Origin of the sequence: Pectobacterium actinidiae (assembly GCF_000803315.1) — a bacterium.
GTDB lineage: Bacteria > Pseudomonadota > Gammaproteobacteria > Enterobacterales > Enterobacteriaceae > Pectobacterium > Pectobacterium actinidiae.
The window spans coordinates 414,067-428,956 of sequence record NZ_JRMH01000002.1 but is presented as its reverse complement, the minus strand read 5'-3'; the positions used below and the strand labels follow the sequence as shown (position 1 = coordinate 428,956).

At 52.2% G+C, this 14,890-nt stretch carries 12 protein-coding genes; 8 read left to right on the top strand and 4 right to left on the bottom strand.

Translation table 11 applies throughout. The features are described from left to right. The first annotated feature begins 1 nt into the window (after position 1). From bcsG to KKH3_RS22360, 6 genes are all read left to right on the top strand, one after another. Positions 2 to 1,657, top strand: a complete 1,656-nt coding sequence (bcsG, locus tag KKH3_RS19465; protein ID WP_039363520.1) for a cellulose biosynthesis protein BcsG — start codon at positions 2 to 4, stop codon at positions 1,655 to 1,657. A gap of 368 nt (positions 1,658 to 2,025) precedes the next feature. Further along, positions 2,026 to 3,177 (top strand): diguanylate cyclase, encoded by a 1,152-nt coding sequence (locus KKH3_RS19460; RefSeq protein ID WP_052201392.1) that lies wholly within the window; start codon positions 2,026 to 2,028, stop codon positions 3,175 to 3,177. A 319-nt stretch (positions 3,178 to 3,496) separates the two neighbouring features. Further along, a complete protein-coding gene (locus KKH3_RS19455; RefSeq protein ID WP_010301199.1) occupies positions 3,497 to 4,789 on the top strand; it encodes a dicarboxylate/amino acid:cation symporter in 1,293 nt (430 codons plus the stop codon). 358 nt (positions 4,790 to 5,147) lie between these two features. Beyond that, positions 5,148 to 6,638, top strand: coding sequence for a M16 family metallopeptidase (locus KKH3_RS19450; RefSeq protein WP_039363510.1), 1,491 nt, complete (start codon positions 5,148 to 5,150; stop codon positions 6,636 to 6,638). A gap of 530 nt (positions 6,639 to 7,168) precedes the next feature. Then, positions 7,169 to 8,749: a methyl-accepting chemotaxis protein gene (locus KKH3_RS19445; RefSeq protein WP_039363508.1), complete on the top strand. Its 1,581-nt coding sequence runs from the start codon at positions 7,169 to 7,171 to the stop codon at positions 8,747 to 8,749. Between the two features lie 326 nt (positions 8,750 to 9,075). Then, positions 9,076 to 9,228 carry a hypothetical protein gene (locus KKH3_RS22360; protein WP_167371731.1) on the top strand — a complete coding sequence of 51 codons (153 nt, stop codon included), beginning with the start codon at positions 9,076 to 9,078 and terminating at the stop codon, positions 9,226 to 9,228. A gap of 96 nt (positions 9,229 to 9,324) precedes the next feature. On the opposite strand, the gene kdgK is transcribed toward KKH3_RS22360, so the two are convergent. Both kdgK and yhjD read right to left on the bottom strand, forming a co-directional pair. After that, positions 9,325 to 10,257: a 2-dehydro-3-deoxygluconokinase gene (kdgK, locus tag KKH3_RS19440; RefSeq protein WP_039363505.1), complete on the bottom strand. Its 933-nt coding sequence runs from the start codon at positions 10,255 to 10,257 to the stop codon at positions 9,325 to 9,327. A 147-nt stretch (positions 10,258 to 10,404) separates the two neighbouring features. Then, positions 10,405 to 11,421, bottom strand: a complete 1,017-nt coding sequence (yhjD, locus tag KKH3_RS19435) for an inner membrane protein YhjD (RefSeq protein ID WP_039363503.1) — start codon at positions 11,419 to 11,421, stop codon at positions 10,405 to 10,407. Positions 11,422 to 11,559: 138 nt separating this feature from the next. On the opposite strand from yhjD, the gene KKH3_RS19430 reads away from it, so the two are divergent. Next, complete coding sequence (locus KKH3_RS19430; RefSeq protein ID WP_039363501.1) at positions 11,560 to 12,756, top strand: MFS transporter; 1,197 nt, start codon at positions 11,560 to 11,562, stop codon at positions 12,754 to 12,756. 217 nt (positions 12,757 to 12,973) lie between these two features. On the opposite strand, the gene KKH3_RS19425 is transcribed toward KKH3_RS19430, so the two are convergent. After that, the gene (locus KKH3_RS19425; protein ID WP_039363500.1) at positions 12,974 to 13,540 is read right to left on the bottom strand and encodes a DcrB family lipoprotein; all 567 of its coding nucleotides are present in this window, start codon (positions 13,538 to 13,540) and stop codon (positions 12,974 to 12,976) included. Between the two features lie 186 nt (positions 13,541 to 13,726). Then, positions 13,727 to 14,404, bottom strand: coding sequence for a 7-cyano-7-deazaguanine/7-aminomethyl-7-deazaguanine transporter (locus tag KKH3_RS19420; RefSeq protein ID WP_039363497.1), 678 nt, complete (start codon positions 14,402 to 14,404; stop codon positions 13,727 to 13,729). A 216-nt stretch (positions 14,405 to 14,620) separates the two neighbouring features. Between KKH3_RS19420 and tusA the strand changes: the two genes are divergently transcribed. Beyond that, entirely contained in the window at positions 14,621 to 14,866 is a 246-nt protein-coding gene (gene tusA / locus KKH3_RS19415; RefSeq protein WP_039363495.1) for a sulfurtransferase TusA, read from the top strand. Positions 14,867 to 14,890 lie beyond the last annotated feature (24 nt).

The following is a 14,890-nucleotide window of genomic DNA, read 5'->3' as shown; positions in this document are numbered from 1 at the left end:
AATGGACGACAAATCACGTAAGCAGCAACCGCATACGCAACAACAGCAGAATATCTGGCGCTACTGGCGTGGGCTCGGTGCCTGGAATGTGTATTTCTTGCTGAAATTTGCCCTGTTGTGGTTTGGCTACCTGAATTTTCACCCGCTGCTTAATCTGGTCTTTCTGGCGTTTTTGCTGTTCCCGATCCCCAACGTTACACTGCACCGCTGGCGGCATATTATTGCGATTCCGCTCGGTATCGGGCTTTTTTACCACGATACCTGGCTGCCCGGCATCAACAGTATCCTCAGTCAGGGATCGCAGGTTGCCGGCTTTAGCACAGGCTACTTGTTGGAGCTGTTCAATCGCTTTATTAACTGGCAAATGGTCGGTGCGGCGGCGGTCATTATCGTGGCCTATCTGTTCTTCGCGCAGTGGATTCGTATTACGGTGTTTACTGTGGCGGCGCTGGCGTGGTTAAACATCGTCAATCTGGCGGGGCCTGCTGTGTCGCTGATGCCTGCGGCATCGACGGCTTCCTCCGCAGCAGCGTCTCCAGCGGGGGGAGATGCCGCGTTGCCCGAAGCGACATTACCCCCAACGAACGCGAACCTGACGGCTTATCTGAACCAGTTTTATACGCGAGAAAAAGCGCGAACCACGACGTTCCCTACCGCGTTACCGCAGGATGCACAGCCTTTTGACCTGCTGATTATCAATATCTGTTCGCTGTCGTGGTCGGATCTGGAAGCGGTGCAGTTGGAAAACCATCCGCTGTGGAAGAAGTTCGATATCCTGTTCCGTGAGTTTAACTCTGCCACTGCGTATAGCGGGCCTGCATCCATTCGCTTGCTGCGCGCAAGCTGCGGCCAGCAGTCCCACACCGATTTGTATCAGCCAGTGAACCAGCAATGTTACCTGTTCAGTAATCTGGTGAAGCTGGGCTTTGAAGAGCAACTGATGCTCGACCATTCCGGCGTCTTTGGGAACTACCTGCGTGAGGTGCGTGAAGAGGGAGATATTCAGATCCCGATGCTGTCGCAGGAGGGCATCAGTCACCAGATTACGTCGTTCGACGGCGAGCCAATTTATAACGATCTGGAGCTGTTAAATCGCTGGTTGGGCGAACGGGGTAAAGCGACGACGACGCGTAACGCGACCTTCTTTAACCTGATTCCGCTCCATGACGGTAACCGTTTTGTGGGAAGCAATCAGTCGGCAGACTATGCACCACGCGCGAAAACTCTGTTTGACCAACTGGATGCGTTTTTTGACGAGTTGCAAAAATCCGGCCGTAAAGTCATGGTCATTGTGGTGCCGGAGCACGGCGCGGCGCTGGCTGGGGATAAAATGCAAATGTCCGGGCTGCGCGATATTCCTAGCCCGAGCATCACGCATATTCCTGTCGGTGTGAAACTGTTTGGCCTACAGGCGCCGCATCAGGGTGACGCGCTGGAGATTACGTCTCCGAGCAGCTATCTGGCGATTTCAGAACTGGTGGCTCGACTGGTCGACGGCAAAGTGTTCACCGCGCCTGCTGTCGACTGGCAAACGCTGACGAACGCACTGCCGCAAACGGAAGCGATCTCGGAAAATGAGAACGCTATCGTGATGCAATATCAGGGAAAACCATACATTCGCCTGAACGGCGGAGACTGGGTACCTTATCCGCAATAACGTTATCCCATCATTTTATCGGGCAGGTGAGAATCCTGCCCGATTTCCCTGTCTGCTCTACGCATAGCCGTGCTGGCTTATGCAGCGGATATCCCCTATTCTGAGGCCGCGTTATCGCTGCTGCCGAGGGTAGCCTAGGATTAAGATGAAATCCCCGAAACACCAGCAGAAAACAGCGTTAAGGCGGCGATAAGCTGCCTTATACTATTTGCCTCGTGTAAATCGTGTCGCCGTGTGTAACGCGTGCGCGTTTTTCGCGTTTTGTATTGCTCACCTGTTTGTGGTTTGGTGGGCCAGGTATTCAGGTCTGCATAAAAGGTTGACGGAGAAAGCGCTTGCGGCTCAGACGTTCATTAACGATTAAACAGATGACAGCCGTGTCAGCCGTGGCACTGGTGACGATCAGCCTGTTCATCGTCATACAGCTCTTTCACTTCGTTCATCAGCGCCGTGAAGATTATGCCAAGCAGTTGGAGAGCATCGCGTATTCCGTGCGTCAACCGCTGACAGATGCGGTGTTACAAGGGGAAGTGCAGCGGGCGGGCAATATTCTGGATAGCCTGTTGCCAGTTGCTTTTCTGAGCCGGGCAGATGTGCTGCTGCCGGATGATTTCCAGACGCTACACGCGAATTTCCCGAAAGAGCGTCCCGTGCCAGACTGGATCGCTCGGGTTTTTAAGCTGCCGATCCGCATCTCTATTCCGCTCTATTCGCCGCCGCAGACGCAGTATTCGGCTCCGCTGGCGCATCTGGTGTTGCAGGCGGATTCCTACCGGATGTATCAATTTATCGTCAGTACCTTTTCAACCATGCTGGCGACGTACCTGCTGCTGGCGTTGATTATGTCGATCGCCATTACCTGGTGCATTAACCGCCTGCTGATACATCCGCTGCGGGGGATTATTGTCGAGTTACAGCATCTACCGCCGGACGACATGCTCCACCGTCAACTTACGCTGCCGCCCTGGCATCAGGACGATGAGCTGGGCGCGCTGGTGCGCAGCTATAACCGCAATCAACAACTGCTGGCGCAGTCGCTTTCTGCCGGAACGGAAGGGGCGGGGTTGCCGGATAACGCGCACTTCATGCGACGTCTTGAACAGCGTCTGGCTGACGCAACACCGTTCAGTCTGCTGGTTTTCGGGCTTGATTCGTCCGCCAGCAAGCAGGGCAAGGTAGACACGCTGGCAAAGCAGCTCTGCGCGGCGATTGAAGAACAAAACGAGTCAGGGCTAGTCTATCTGGCGCGTCTCGACTGTGATGAGTTCGCTATCATCGGGAAGCCGCTGCAATCCGCCGGACAGGCGCAAGATTGGGCGCAAAACGTGATGCTGGCGATTAATTCACCCTTTTTACCTGCGGATTCAGAGCCTGCGCGGGCTGTCAGCGTCGGTATCCTCACCATGACCGATCCTCGACCCGAGGAGGCGGCGCTGCTTTTATCCCAGGCACGTTTTGCTATGCAGTTGGCACGACGCGATAAAAAATGCGGAATTCACCATCTCACGGTGCCTTCCTGAACATTCACAGGTAACGCAAATGTTACTTTTTATAGGTGGGTTTCCTGAAAGGTGAATTCCCCGTATGGCGGGGGTTTGAGGGCTTTCCAAAGCAATCGCTCTGCCGGAAAAACGTGCATCTGTTACAAGTAAATTGCACGAATGTTTCTTTATAATTCCTGCTGACGTGATTCAGCTCTTGTTTTTAACCTGTCGTTCACAAACTAAACTTATAAAACATTCTCAGCTTGTTATTGCAATGTTACTTTTCGGCGCAATCACAGGCGGCATTTTCGTACCCTATTCCCCTCCTGTGTTTTCCCCACCATAGGACGTATGTATGAAAACATCAATTTTTAAAAGTCTTTATTTTCAAGTTCTTGCCGCCATTACAATAGGGATACTGTTGGGGCATTTCTACCCCCAGCTTGGTGAGCAAATGAAGCCGCTGGGCGATGGGTTTGTTAAATTAATTAAAATGATTATTGCGCCGGTTATCTTCTGTACGGTAGTCACCGGTATCGCAGGCATGGAAAGTATGAAGTCGGTCGGTCGTACTGGTGCGGTCGCCCTGCTGTATTTTGAAATAGTCAGTACAATTGCGCTGATTATCGGCCTGGTCGTGGTCAACGTGGTGCAACCTGGCGTGGGCATGAACATCGATCCAAGTACGCTTGATGCGTCTGCGGTGGCGGTTTATACCCAACAGGCTTCGCAACAGGGTCTGATTCCGTTCCTGATGGATGTGATTCCAGCGAGCGTGGTCGGTGCGTTTGCCAGCGGTAATATCTTGCAGGTTCTGCTGTTTGCTGTGATGTTTGGCTTTGCGTTGCACCGCTTAGGGCCAAAAGGCAAAGTGATTTTTGACGTGATCGACAGCTTCTCCAAGGTCATTTTCGGCGTCATTAACATGATCATGAAACTGGCTCCGCTGGGTGCGTTCGGTGCTATGGCCTTCACCATCGGTAAATATGGTGTCGGTACGCTGATACAGCTGGGACAGCTGATCGCTTGCTTCTACATCACCTGTGTGCTGTTCGTGTTCCTAGTTCTGGGCAGTATTGCCAGAGCGACAGGCTTCAGCATCTTCAAATTCATTCGCTATATCCGTGAAGAACTGCTGATCGTACTGGGCACATCTTCTTCTGAATCCGTGCTGCCACGTATGCTGGAGAAAATGGAGAAGGTCGGTTGTAAAAAATCTGTCGTGGGTCTGGTGATCCCTACCGGTTACTCGTTCAACCTTGATGGCACCTCCATCTATCTGACGATGGCGGCGGTATTTATCGCTCAGGCGACCAACAGCCACATGGATATCTGGCATCAGATTACGCTGCTGGTGGTACTGCTGCTGTCCTCTAAAGGCGCAGCGGGCGTGACGGGAAGTGGTTTCATCGTGCTGGCGGCAACGCTGTCTGCCGTAGGCCACCTGCCAGTTGCTGGTCTGGCGCTGATTCTGGGTATTGACCGCTTCATGTCAGAAGCCCGCGCGCTGACCAACCTGATTGGTAACGGTGTGGCGACCATCGTGGTAGCGAAATACTGCCGCGAGCTGGACGAGAAGAAACTGGATGCTGAACTGTCTGGCACCAACAAGAACGATAACGCAGCCACACCAACTGCGCAGTCATAATTCCGGTTGTAGTTATCATTTCAACATAGTTTTTTAAATCAGTTCCCCACGGCGTTAACGCTCCGTGGGGAATTTTTTTGTCTACCACATGTTTAACCAAACCGTTGCTCCCTCCTTTCTTACCCGGCATGAAAAGTAAAAATATTGTTAAATATGACTATTTTTACCTTTTTTGCAGATTATTTCGTCTTCTGGAGTGACATAGACAAAAGCGCGCGGTCTAAGGGAATGGTACACTTCGCGTCTTTAATTTTTTCCGTGATATATCCACGAGAGTGTGCGGTGGCAGACGCAAGGCCACCATAATGATCAACAATAACCACATTATTATGTTGGATAGCTATGAGTAGGGGTTCACATGCAGGGCACCAAAAAGGCGCTTTTCGTTGGTGGTTTGTTGCTGGCCGCAGTCAGCAGCAGCGTGCAGGCTGAAGCACTACAGCCCGATCCTGCCTGGCAGCAGGGTAAGCTTGATAATGGTTTTACCTGGCAGTTATTGACCACACCACAGCGCCCCGGCGATCGGGTTGAGCTGCGTCTGGTTGTTAATGCCGGGTCACTTCTGGAAAACGCTCAGCAGGTAGGTTTTGCCCATTTTCTTCCCCGTCTGGCCTTAGCGCCTGGCGATAAGCTGTCCGCCGCTCAGCGACCTTCCATGTGGATGCGGGACGCTAACAGCTCACGCGTTCTACCTCCGGTCATTGTCTCGTACGACTACACGTCATATAACCTGAGTTTGCCGAATAATCGCCCCGAATTGCTGAAAGAAGCGCTTACGTGGCTGGCGGAAAGTGCAGGGCAGATGACGTTCGACGAAAAAAACCTACAGGCTGCGTTGAAGGTACCCGATCAGGTGGAAACCTTTCCGGTTAACCCACAAGATCCGAGCTGGCGCTATCGCCTGAAAGGCTCACCCCTGCTGGCGCACGATCCTGCTCAGGACGTCAAACCGCCGTTGAATGGCGAGCAGCTCCAGCAGTTTTATAAAACCTGGTACACGCCAGATGCGATGACGCTCTACATCGTCGGTCATGTGGATAACCGCAGCGTGAGCGAGCAGATCGGGAAAGTCTTCTCCCCGTTGGCAGGAAAACGTGAAGCGCCAGCGCCGTTGCCGACATTAAGCCCGCTACCGCAGCAGGCGATCAGCCTGATGAATAACAACGTCCAGCAGGATACGTTGTCGCTCATGTGGGATGCCCCGTGGCATCCGATTCGTGAATCGCAGGCGCTGGTTCGCTACTGGCTGGGTGATATGACGCGGGAGGCGATGTTCTGGCACCTGCAACAGGCGCTGGAGAAGAGCTCACTGAAGAGCAACAACCTCCGCTTCGACTGCAATGTGTTTTATACCCGTTCTCAATGCGCGATTCATATGGATGTACCGAATAGCGAGGGCGTTGAGCCGGGCGTGACGTTTATGGCGCGTGAGTTGGCGACGCTGCGTGAAAAAGGGCTGACACAGCAAGAGTTTGATGCGCTGATTGCGCGTAAGACGGATGAGCTGAACAAGCTGTTTGCCACCTATGCGCGTACCAGCACGGACATCCTGATGGATCAGCGCCTGCGCTCCCAGCAGAATGGCGTTGTGGATATTGCTCCCGAGCAGTATCAGAAGCTGCGCCAGACCTACCTGTCTGCGTTGACGCTTGATATGTTGAATCAGGAGCTGCACCAGCAGCTGGCACAGGATACGACGCTGATGTTGATCCAACAGCCAGGTGAACCGGAAGCGAATATGAAGGCGTTGCAGGAAATCTACGACCAGATTATGACGCCAACTGCCGAACCGGCTGCCAGCGCTGCGACAGTGGCACCTGAAGCTGAAAAATCGCCTGTCGGGCAGTAAGGCTGTCGCTTTTTGGCATCAGGTGATCGCGTTAAGCCGCAAACTCATCGGTAAGGCAGTCCTGTGCCACACCTTATGAGCCATCATCTTAAGGCCGCGATGCTTATGGATTTGTCCGCAATTTAACGCCAGCGTAATAACGAATGTAGGATTGAGATTCCGGGGGAGATCGCTGTATGGGGTTTCCTTCGGAAGCTCAGATCGTGCTTCCCTCTACGTTCACGTTTAAGTGAACAGTATGCAGCGCAAGATTCGCTTTTTTACCTTCCCGTTCCATTTATGCCTCATTGATCAAATTACTTTCATTGCTATTAATATACGACATTGATAATTTAATTTAGATGTTAATGTTTGGTTACAATTCCTGCATAATATTTTTACTATCATTATACCTTTCGCATTCAAGCGCGCTCAGTTAATGGTCGATATTCTTCATGAACGAAAATGGGACTAATTTCGTCATATTGCAGACCATGCCGTAAGGCCGTCTGTGTTTACAACGTCAGGCGATGACAATCTGAGAGCAATCTATGAATAGGTGGAGTGTTAAGAAAAAATTAGCAACAATGATAGCGGCAATTATTATCTCTTTTATGATACTGGCTGCGTTTTTGCTTTCCCGTCAGGCTGATACCACAACAGAATTACAAAGCTTGTATGAAAAAGACTATCAGGCGGCATCGATCATCGGCCAGATTGACGGCCTTCTCACCCGTGTCGACATCAATATCCTCCGTATGATCGCGATTGGCGATCCAGCCTCGATCGCTACCTGGAAAAGCCAAAACACTGAGAATTTCACCAAGGTCGAAACTCTGCTCAATACGCTTAAACCCATTATTGATAGCAGTATGACGTCATCTTTTGATGGGTTACTGTCATCGTATACGTTGATGCGTAAAGGGATGGAACATCAGGTACAAGCTGTTGAATCTGGCGATATGAAAAATGCCAGCGAAATTAATAAAAATGAAGTTAAAGCCAATGCGGATCAAACATTTGGCGCATTGTTCACCCTGAAAAAAGCACAGGATGAATTAGCCAACGCCAAGGTAACGGAACAGCAGAATATTGATATGACCACGCGTATCATCTCGTTACTCGCGGTTATTGTGGTTGCTCTGGCATCGATTTTACTGGGTGCAGTGATTCTGCGCAGCCTGCTTCGTCAGTTGGGCGGAGAACCGCTGGTGGCCTCACAGGTGGTCAACCTGATGGCGCAGGGCGATCTTTCTCGTCCGATTTCCGTCAAGGATAACGACCAGGTAAGCCTACTTGCACAATTGAAAGAGATGCAAGCGTCTCTATCAGGGATCGTCACCAGTGTACGCAGTAATGCTGAAAGTCTGGCGACGGCCAGTATCCAAATCTCTCAGGGCAATCAGGATCTGAGTCAACGCACAGAAGAACAAGCCAGCGCACTGCAACAAACCTCCGCCACAATGGAGCAGTTAGGCTCCACGGTCAGCAATAACGCCGAAAATGCCCGTCAGGCCAACCAGTTGGCATCTGGTGCATCAACATTGGCAGCGGAAGGCGGGCAGATGGTCGAACGCGTGATAGAAACCATGAAAGGTATCAACAGCAGTTCGAAAAAGATCTCGGACATCATCAATGTCATTGACAGCATTGCCTTCCAGACCAATATCCTGGCGCTGAACGCTGCGGTAGAAGCCGCACGTGCAGGTGAGCAAGGGCGTGGCTTTGCCGTTGTCGCCTCCGAAGTGCGTAATTTGGCGCAACGTAGCGCTAATGCGGCGAAAGAGATCAGCGAACTTATCACCAACAGCGTCGGGCAGGTTGAGCAAGGTAGCCAACTGGTGGATGAGGCAGGCGAAACCATGACACGAATTATGACCGCGATTAATCAAGTGACGGATATCGTGTCCGAAATCAGTGCCTCCAGCCAGGAGCAAAGCTCAGGAGTGAAACAGGTTGGGCAGGCCATAACCCAGATCGATAGTGTGACTCAGCAAAACGCTGCCTTGGTGGAAGAAAGTGCCGCCGCTGCGGAAAATCTGAAAGAACAAGCTCAGCAACTCGTACAGGCCGTCGCCGTATTTCAGGTCACACCAATGGTGAATCAACCCCACTTATATCTGGGGAGATAATCGCCGCCGAATAGGGTGAGGAAGACATTGTTTCAGCACGCTAACGGCTTATCAGTTAAAGAGTGAGATTTCGGGGGAGATAACGGTGTGAGATCTCCCTACGGAACCTTATCTCCGTGTTTCCCCTTGAGCTTGTGCTTGAATGAATGGAGTTATTCCGGTGAGCGGAAAGACTTGTGTAGGGGAAAATACGGGATATCGTCAGGAGAGCGTTAGATAGTGTAACTCTTTATTTATAAATGGATTTTAAGGAAAAATCTCGTTGTTACTGCTTTGCACCGCTTCTATTATCCTTCGTGTTTCATCAATGCACCGAGGGATAAAATATGAGTCGTACTCTTAAAGCGGCGGGGGTGATCGCGCTGATCACTATGTTGAGTGGTTGTCTGTTCCCTCCTCCGGGCGGCGGCGGCGGCGGTGGTGGCGGTCCACGCGGCGGTTTCCAGGAACAACCGATGAACCCGCCGGGAGCGCGTTAAGTCGCAAACTCATCGGTAAGGCAGATTTCTACCATACCGATGAGCCATCATCTAAGGCCGCAGTAGCGGCCTTTCCATTGATCTGATGCACGGCGTTCATGCTGGCATCGCGCCAAGCGGGATAATCGCGCCACGGTATTGAATGACCGTGCTGGCCGTCAGGTGACCACGCTGTGCTGCTTCCTGCGTGCTACCGCCATTCAGACGTACTGCCAGATAACCTGCGCTGAAAGAGTCGCCTGCGGCGGTGGTATCGACCACTTTCTCTTTTGATAATTTGATTGCGGGAACATCAACCAGTTCTTGCCCACGTTCTGACACGATGCAGGAATCGGCACCGCGTTTGATGACCACTTCGCTAACGCCCAAACCGTGCGTCCGATCCAGCACGACTTCCAGCGGCTTCGTACCCCAGAGCATGTCTTCGTCATCCAGTGTCAGGAATGCGATATCGGTACAGGACAGGATGTCGGTGTAGGCCTGCTGCGTTTCTTCCTTGCTCTGCCATAGACGTGGGCGATAGTTGTTATCAAAAATCACCTTACCGCCGTTGGCACGGCAGGCGCGCAGCAGGGCGAGGAGGCGCTGACGGCTTTCGGCGTTCAGAATCGCCAGACTGATGCCGCTCAGATAAAGATAGTCAAAGTGTGCCAGTGATTGACCGATTTTTTCTGCTTCCGGGCTGTCCAGCCAGTAGCGGGCAGCGGCATCATTACGCCAATAGTAGAACGTACGCTCACCGCTATCGTCGGTTTCAATGAAGTATAAACCGGGCAGTTTGTTGTCCAGTCGCTGAATCAGGTCGGTTTTTACCTTTTCTTTTTGCCAGGCGGCAACCATCTCGGTACTGAAGCTATCGGTGCCTAGCGCCGTCACGTAATGCACGCCCAGCTTATCGGCATTTACCTGACGGGCAATATAAACGGCCGTGTTCAGCGTATCGCCGCCAAATCCACGGTTAAGATCCGTGCCCTTCTGCGACAGTTCGATCATGCACTCGCCGATTACGGCAATGTTAGTAGTTGTCATCACTCTTGGCCTGTTTGAAAAAGCTGGGTATAAAAACGCGGAAATTAACGTCAGTCTCAACATTACGTGAGACTGAGTCAATAGTCTTGAAACGATGTTTTATTTTTTCATGACGCAGATCGGAAAACCAGGGCTTTCACGCTGCTTTTAGCGATCGGAGGACGGTTCTTTCTCCTGCTCATTCTGATCTGCCGAGGTGTCGCCTTTATAGTTCGCCGTTGCGATCCAGGCGGCGCAGAAGAGCGTCAGACGAGCGAAGAAATAGAAGAACGCCATCAGGCCAATGACCGAACCGAACGCGGCACCGGAAGGCGAGCTGGCCAGTTTAGGCAGTGCGACGGTCATCGCGAATTTGATGATTTCAAAGCCCACAGCGGCGATCAGCGTGCCGCGAAAGAGCGCTTTGCGTTTGGGCTTATGGCGCGGTAAAACGAAAAATATCCATAGAAATAACAGATAGTTGGCGAAGATGGAGATTGATAGAGCAATCAGCGTCAACGGGGGACGCAGCCATTCGATGCCATCTAGCCCCAGCGCGGTCACAATCATGTTTTGCGCGGTGCCGGCAACGGAGGTCAGGAAAAGTGTAATAATGAGCGCAATGACCAGACCGGTCAGAGACAGGAAATCCCGCGTGTACTGAAAGTAAATCTTCTCTTCATCTTTCGGGTTGCGTTCCCACACGTCGCGCGACTGGGCGCGAATCGCCTCACGCAGGTTTCCCATCCAACTGACGCCGGAATAGAGTGCGATCAGCAAACCGGTAATCCCGACGGTAGTACGCTGCTGAACGGCGGTGTTGACGGTACTTTTCAGCGTATTAGCCAGATTAGGATCGCTGATACTGTTGACGATGCGGTTAATCAGCCCTGTTAGCAGATCGGGGTTGGAGGCCAGCACGAACCCCACGGCGGCAAAAGACACCATGAGAATTGGGATCAGCGACAGAAAGGAAAAGTAGGTAATCGCCGCGCCAAACTGGTTCCCCATGCGATCGTTGAAACGTTCGCCCGCGCGGATCAGGTGCGCGATGCTGGGAATCGCCTGAATCCGTGCGGCCAGACGTTTGCTTTTGCCCAGAAATGAGAGGGATCTCTGCGGTGATTTGTCCCCTTCTGGGGTTGACGATGTTGACTGACGATCCGGGTCTACCGGTACAGGCATTGCGTTTCTCCTGTGTTCAGGATTAGTTTATAGAAAGACAGGGTATTAGTTTGATTATAACCAACAATATAAGAATGTGACTTTTCGATGTTTTTTTGTACGTATGTCATACACGGGCGCTAAGCGAGCGAATTTTCCATGCCAACACCTTCCCCATCCGAACCGGCGCTGAGCGGTCTGCGCCTTAACCTGCGCATCGTTTCGATTGTGGCGTTCAACTTCGCCAGCTATCTGAATATTGGCCTGCCGTTGGCGGTGCTGCCGGGATATGTGCACGATCATCTTGGCTATAGCGCATTCTGGGCTGGTCTGGTGATTAGCCTGCAATACTTCTCCACGTTAGTGAGCCGCCCGCATGCAGGTCGCAGCGCTGATGAAAAAGGGCCGAAGAAAATCGTCGTCTGGGGGCTGGCTGGCGTGATGCTGAGCGGGGTGTGTTATCTGCTGGCCGCCTTTAGCGACGCCTCGCCTGCGATTACACTGCTGTTACTGTGTCTCGGACGTATTGTGCTCGGCGCGGGACAGAGCTTTGCCGGTACTGGCGCAACGCTATGGGGCGTCGGCGTGGTCGGTTCCCGACATATTGGGCGTGTGATTTCATGGAACGGCATTGCGACTTACGGCGCGATGGCGATTGGCGCACCGCTCGGCGTCTGGCTCAACCATATCGGTGGGCTAAAACTGCTTTCCGTGTGCATTATCCTCATTGCGGCTGTGGCGATAGTTCTCGCGCTGCCGCGCCCCGCGGTGCAGGTCGCACCGGGGAAAAAGATTCCCTTCCGCGAAGTGCTGGGGAAAGTCTGGGTTTACGGCATTATTTTGGCGATCGCCTCTGCGGGTTTTGGTGTGATCGCCACCTTCATTACGCTGTTTTATGCCGATCGGAATTGGGAAGGTGCGGCACTGACGCTGACCATTTTCAGTTGTGCCTTTGTCGGCGCACGGCTGGTGTTTCCTAACAGTATTCAGCGATTTGGCGGATTGCGCGTGGCGATCGCGTGCTTTGTGGTTGAGATCGTGGGGTTGCTGCTGGTCTGGGGGGCGACGCAGCCGCTGATGGCGGAAGTCGGTGCGTTCCTTGCGGGAGCGGGTTTCTCTCTGGTGTTCCCGGCATTAGGTGTTGTCGCCGTCAAAGCGGTATCACCGCAGAATCAGGGCAGTGCGCTGGCAACCTATACGATATTTCTCGACTTGTCGCTGGGCATCGTCGGGCCGGTGGCGGGCGTGCTGATGGCCTATACTGGCATCGCCTCTATTTATCTGGCGGCGGCGCTGTTAGGGCTATGCGGTCTGGCACTGACATGGCGATTGGCTCAGCGGATCGCGAGCGTCTAGAGAATAGCAATGCGGGCCGTAGACAACCCTAATACACGAAATGAATACGGTGATAATGGAATAGAAGAGTAAAGCGTCCGCGCCAGGGATGGCGCGGCTCGGGCGTACACGGATGTATTTACCGCGTCTTTACGATCTATCCATTATCACCGCTCTGCGTACTTTGCTATATCCTTTGAATAGCCACCTCGGTGGCTACTTCCGACGATAACGCCGATTATTTCAGCTTCAGGGTGTGGATAATGCCTTCTGCTTCGCTCTGCGCCTGTTGCTGATTGCTGGCTGGCAGTGTGATCTGCAAGGTCAGCAGTTGGTTTTCCACTTTACCCAGCACGACAGAGGAATAAGCCTGCTGTCCGCTGCTGGTGATAATGCTGTCGAGCTGTTGCAGTTTCTTGCCGTCAACGTCGATGGTTTTGTTGGTGACGACCTGAAGATTGGCGTCACGCGTGCGTTGCTGGTCTTCCAGACGCTGTGCCAGCACGGTCAACTCTTCTGTGGTGTTGTCGCCCAGAATCACGATGACCGCTTTCTGCCCATTATCATTGGCGTAAACGTGCATGTTGTTCGCCTGTGTACCGACTTTACCGCTTTGATCGCGCATATCGGCTGGCAGGGTAAACGCCACCTTGCCCTCCATTAACTCAATATTCTGGCTCGCGGTAGCTTCTGCGGCAGGTTTATCTTGTGCCCCCGCTTTTGCAGCGTCATCCGTTTTGCCATCACAGGCAGCAAGCAGGCCGACAAGCAAGCCGACACCGAGGTATTTGATTACATTCGACATGGGATCCCTTTCTCTCGTTTTTGAAACCGATAATCGTTTTAAACAGGTAATAACAGTATGGCACCCTATTCAGATAGCAAAAACAAGCATTTTGTTGTTGCAATCCGTTGTTGTTGCCTGCGTTATTTTTACAAAACGATAAGTGACTTCAGGAGAAAGGCGGCGTAAATAGCCGCCCGATTGGCATTAATGGTGGCTGCTGATAGAACGGTAGTCGGCCGAGTCTTTCTGCTCGCTTAGACGTTTAAGCACCATGTTCAGCATGACACCGTACATCGGCAGAAAGAACGCCAGGCTGATCAGCAGTTTGAAGGCATAATCCACCATCGCGATTTCAACCCAGTTTGCCGCCATAAAGGCATCAGTGCTGTGGTAAAACGCAATGAAGAAAAAGGCCAGCGTATCGCTGAAATTACCAAACACGGTTGATACGGCCGGAGCGACCCACCACGCACGTTTTTGGCGCAGACGGTTGAAAACGTGAACATCCAGAATCTGACCGAGAACATAAGCCATGAAGCTGGCGCAGGCGATACGTGCCACGACGATATTCACCTGGCTTAACGCCTCGAATGATTGCCACGATCCCTGATAAAACAGGCAGGAAACCAGATAGGAAATCACCAGAGCTGGCACCATCACGGTTAGAATGATACGACGCGCCAGCGGCGCACCGAAAATCCGTACCGTTAGGTCAGTGGCCAGAAAAATAAAGGGAAAGGTAAATGCCCCCCAGGTGGTATGAAAACCGAAAATCAATACCGGGAGCTGGACCAGATAATTACTCGACGTAATGATCAGGACATGGAACAACGATAGCCAGATCAGCGCCGTAAGCCGCTGCTGGGGAGTAAAACGATACATAATGTGACCTTTTTGGTTATTGGGGTTAGGGAACCCAAGAGATAACGTGCAGATTTATGCTGCAACGCGGCGGCATAATACGCAATTGCTTTGCTAATGCAATGTGTTTTGCCAGGAAAGTATGGTTGTTTTATGCGCAAACGTTGTCGTCGCTTGCGTCGAGAAATCCTCAGCGTAAACTAAGGCGGTTTTTTGATTCCTGCACTGAGAACGTTGATGACCGATCCTTTTACCAACCCGGATAAAACCCTTGATGCGCAGGGGCTGCGTTGCCCTGAGCCTGTGATGATGGTGCGTAAGACGGTACGCCAGATGGAAACCGGGCAAACGCTGCTGATTATTGCCGACGATCCAGCCACCACCCGCGACATTCCCGGTTTTTGCGTGTTCATGGATCATGAGCTTCTGGCGCAAGAGACTGAGCAAGTTCCCTATCGGTATCTGCTGCGTAAAGGCCAATAATACTCGTCATACTTCAAGCCGCAG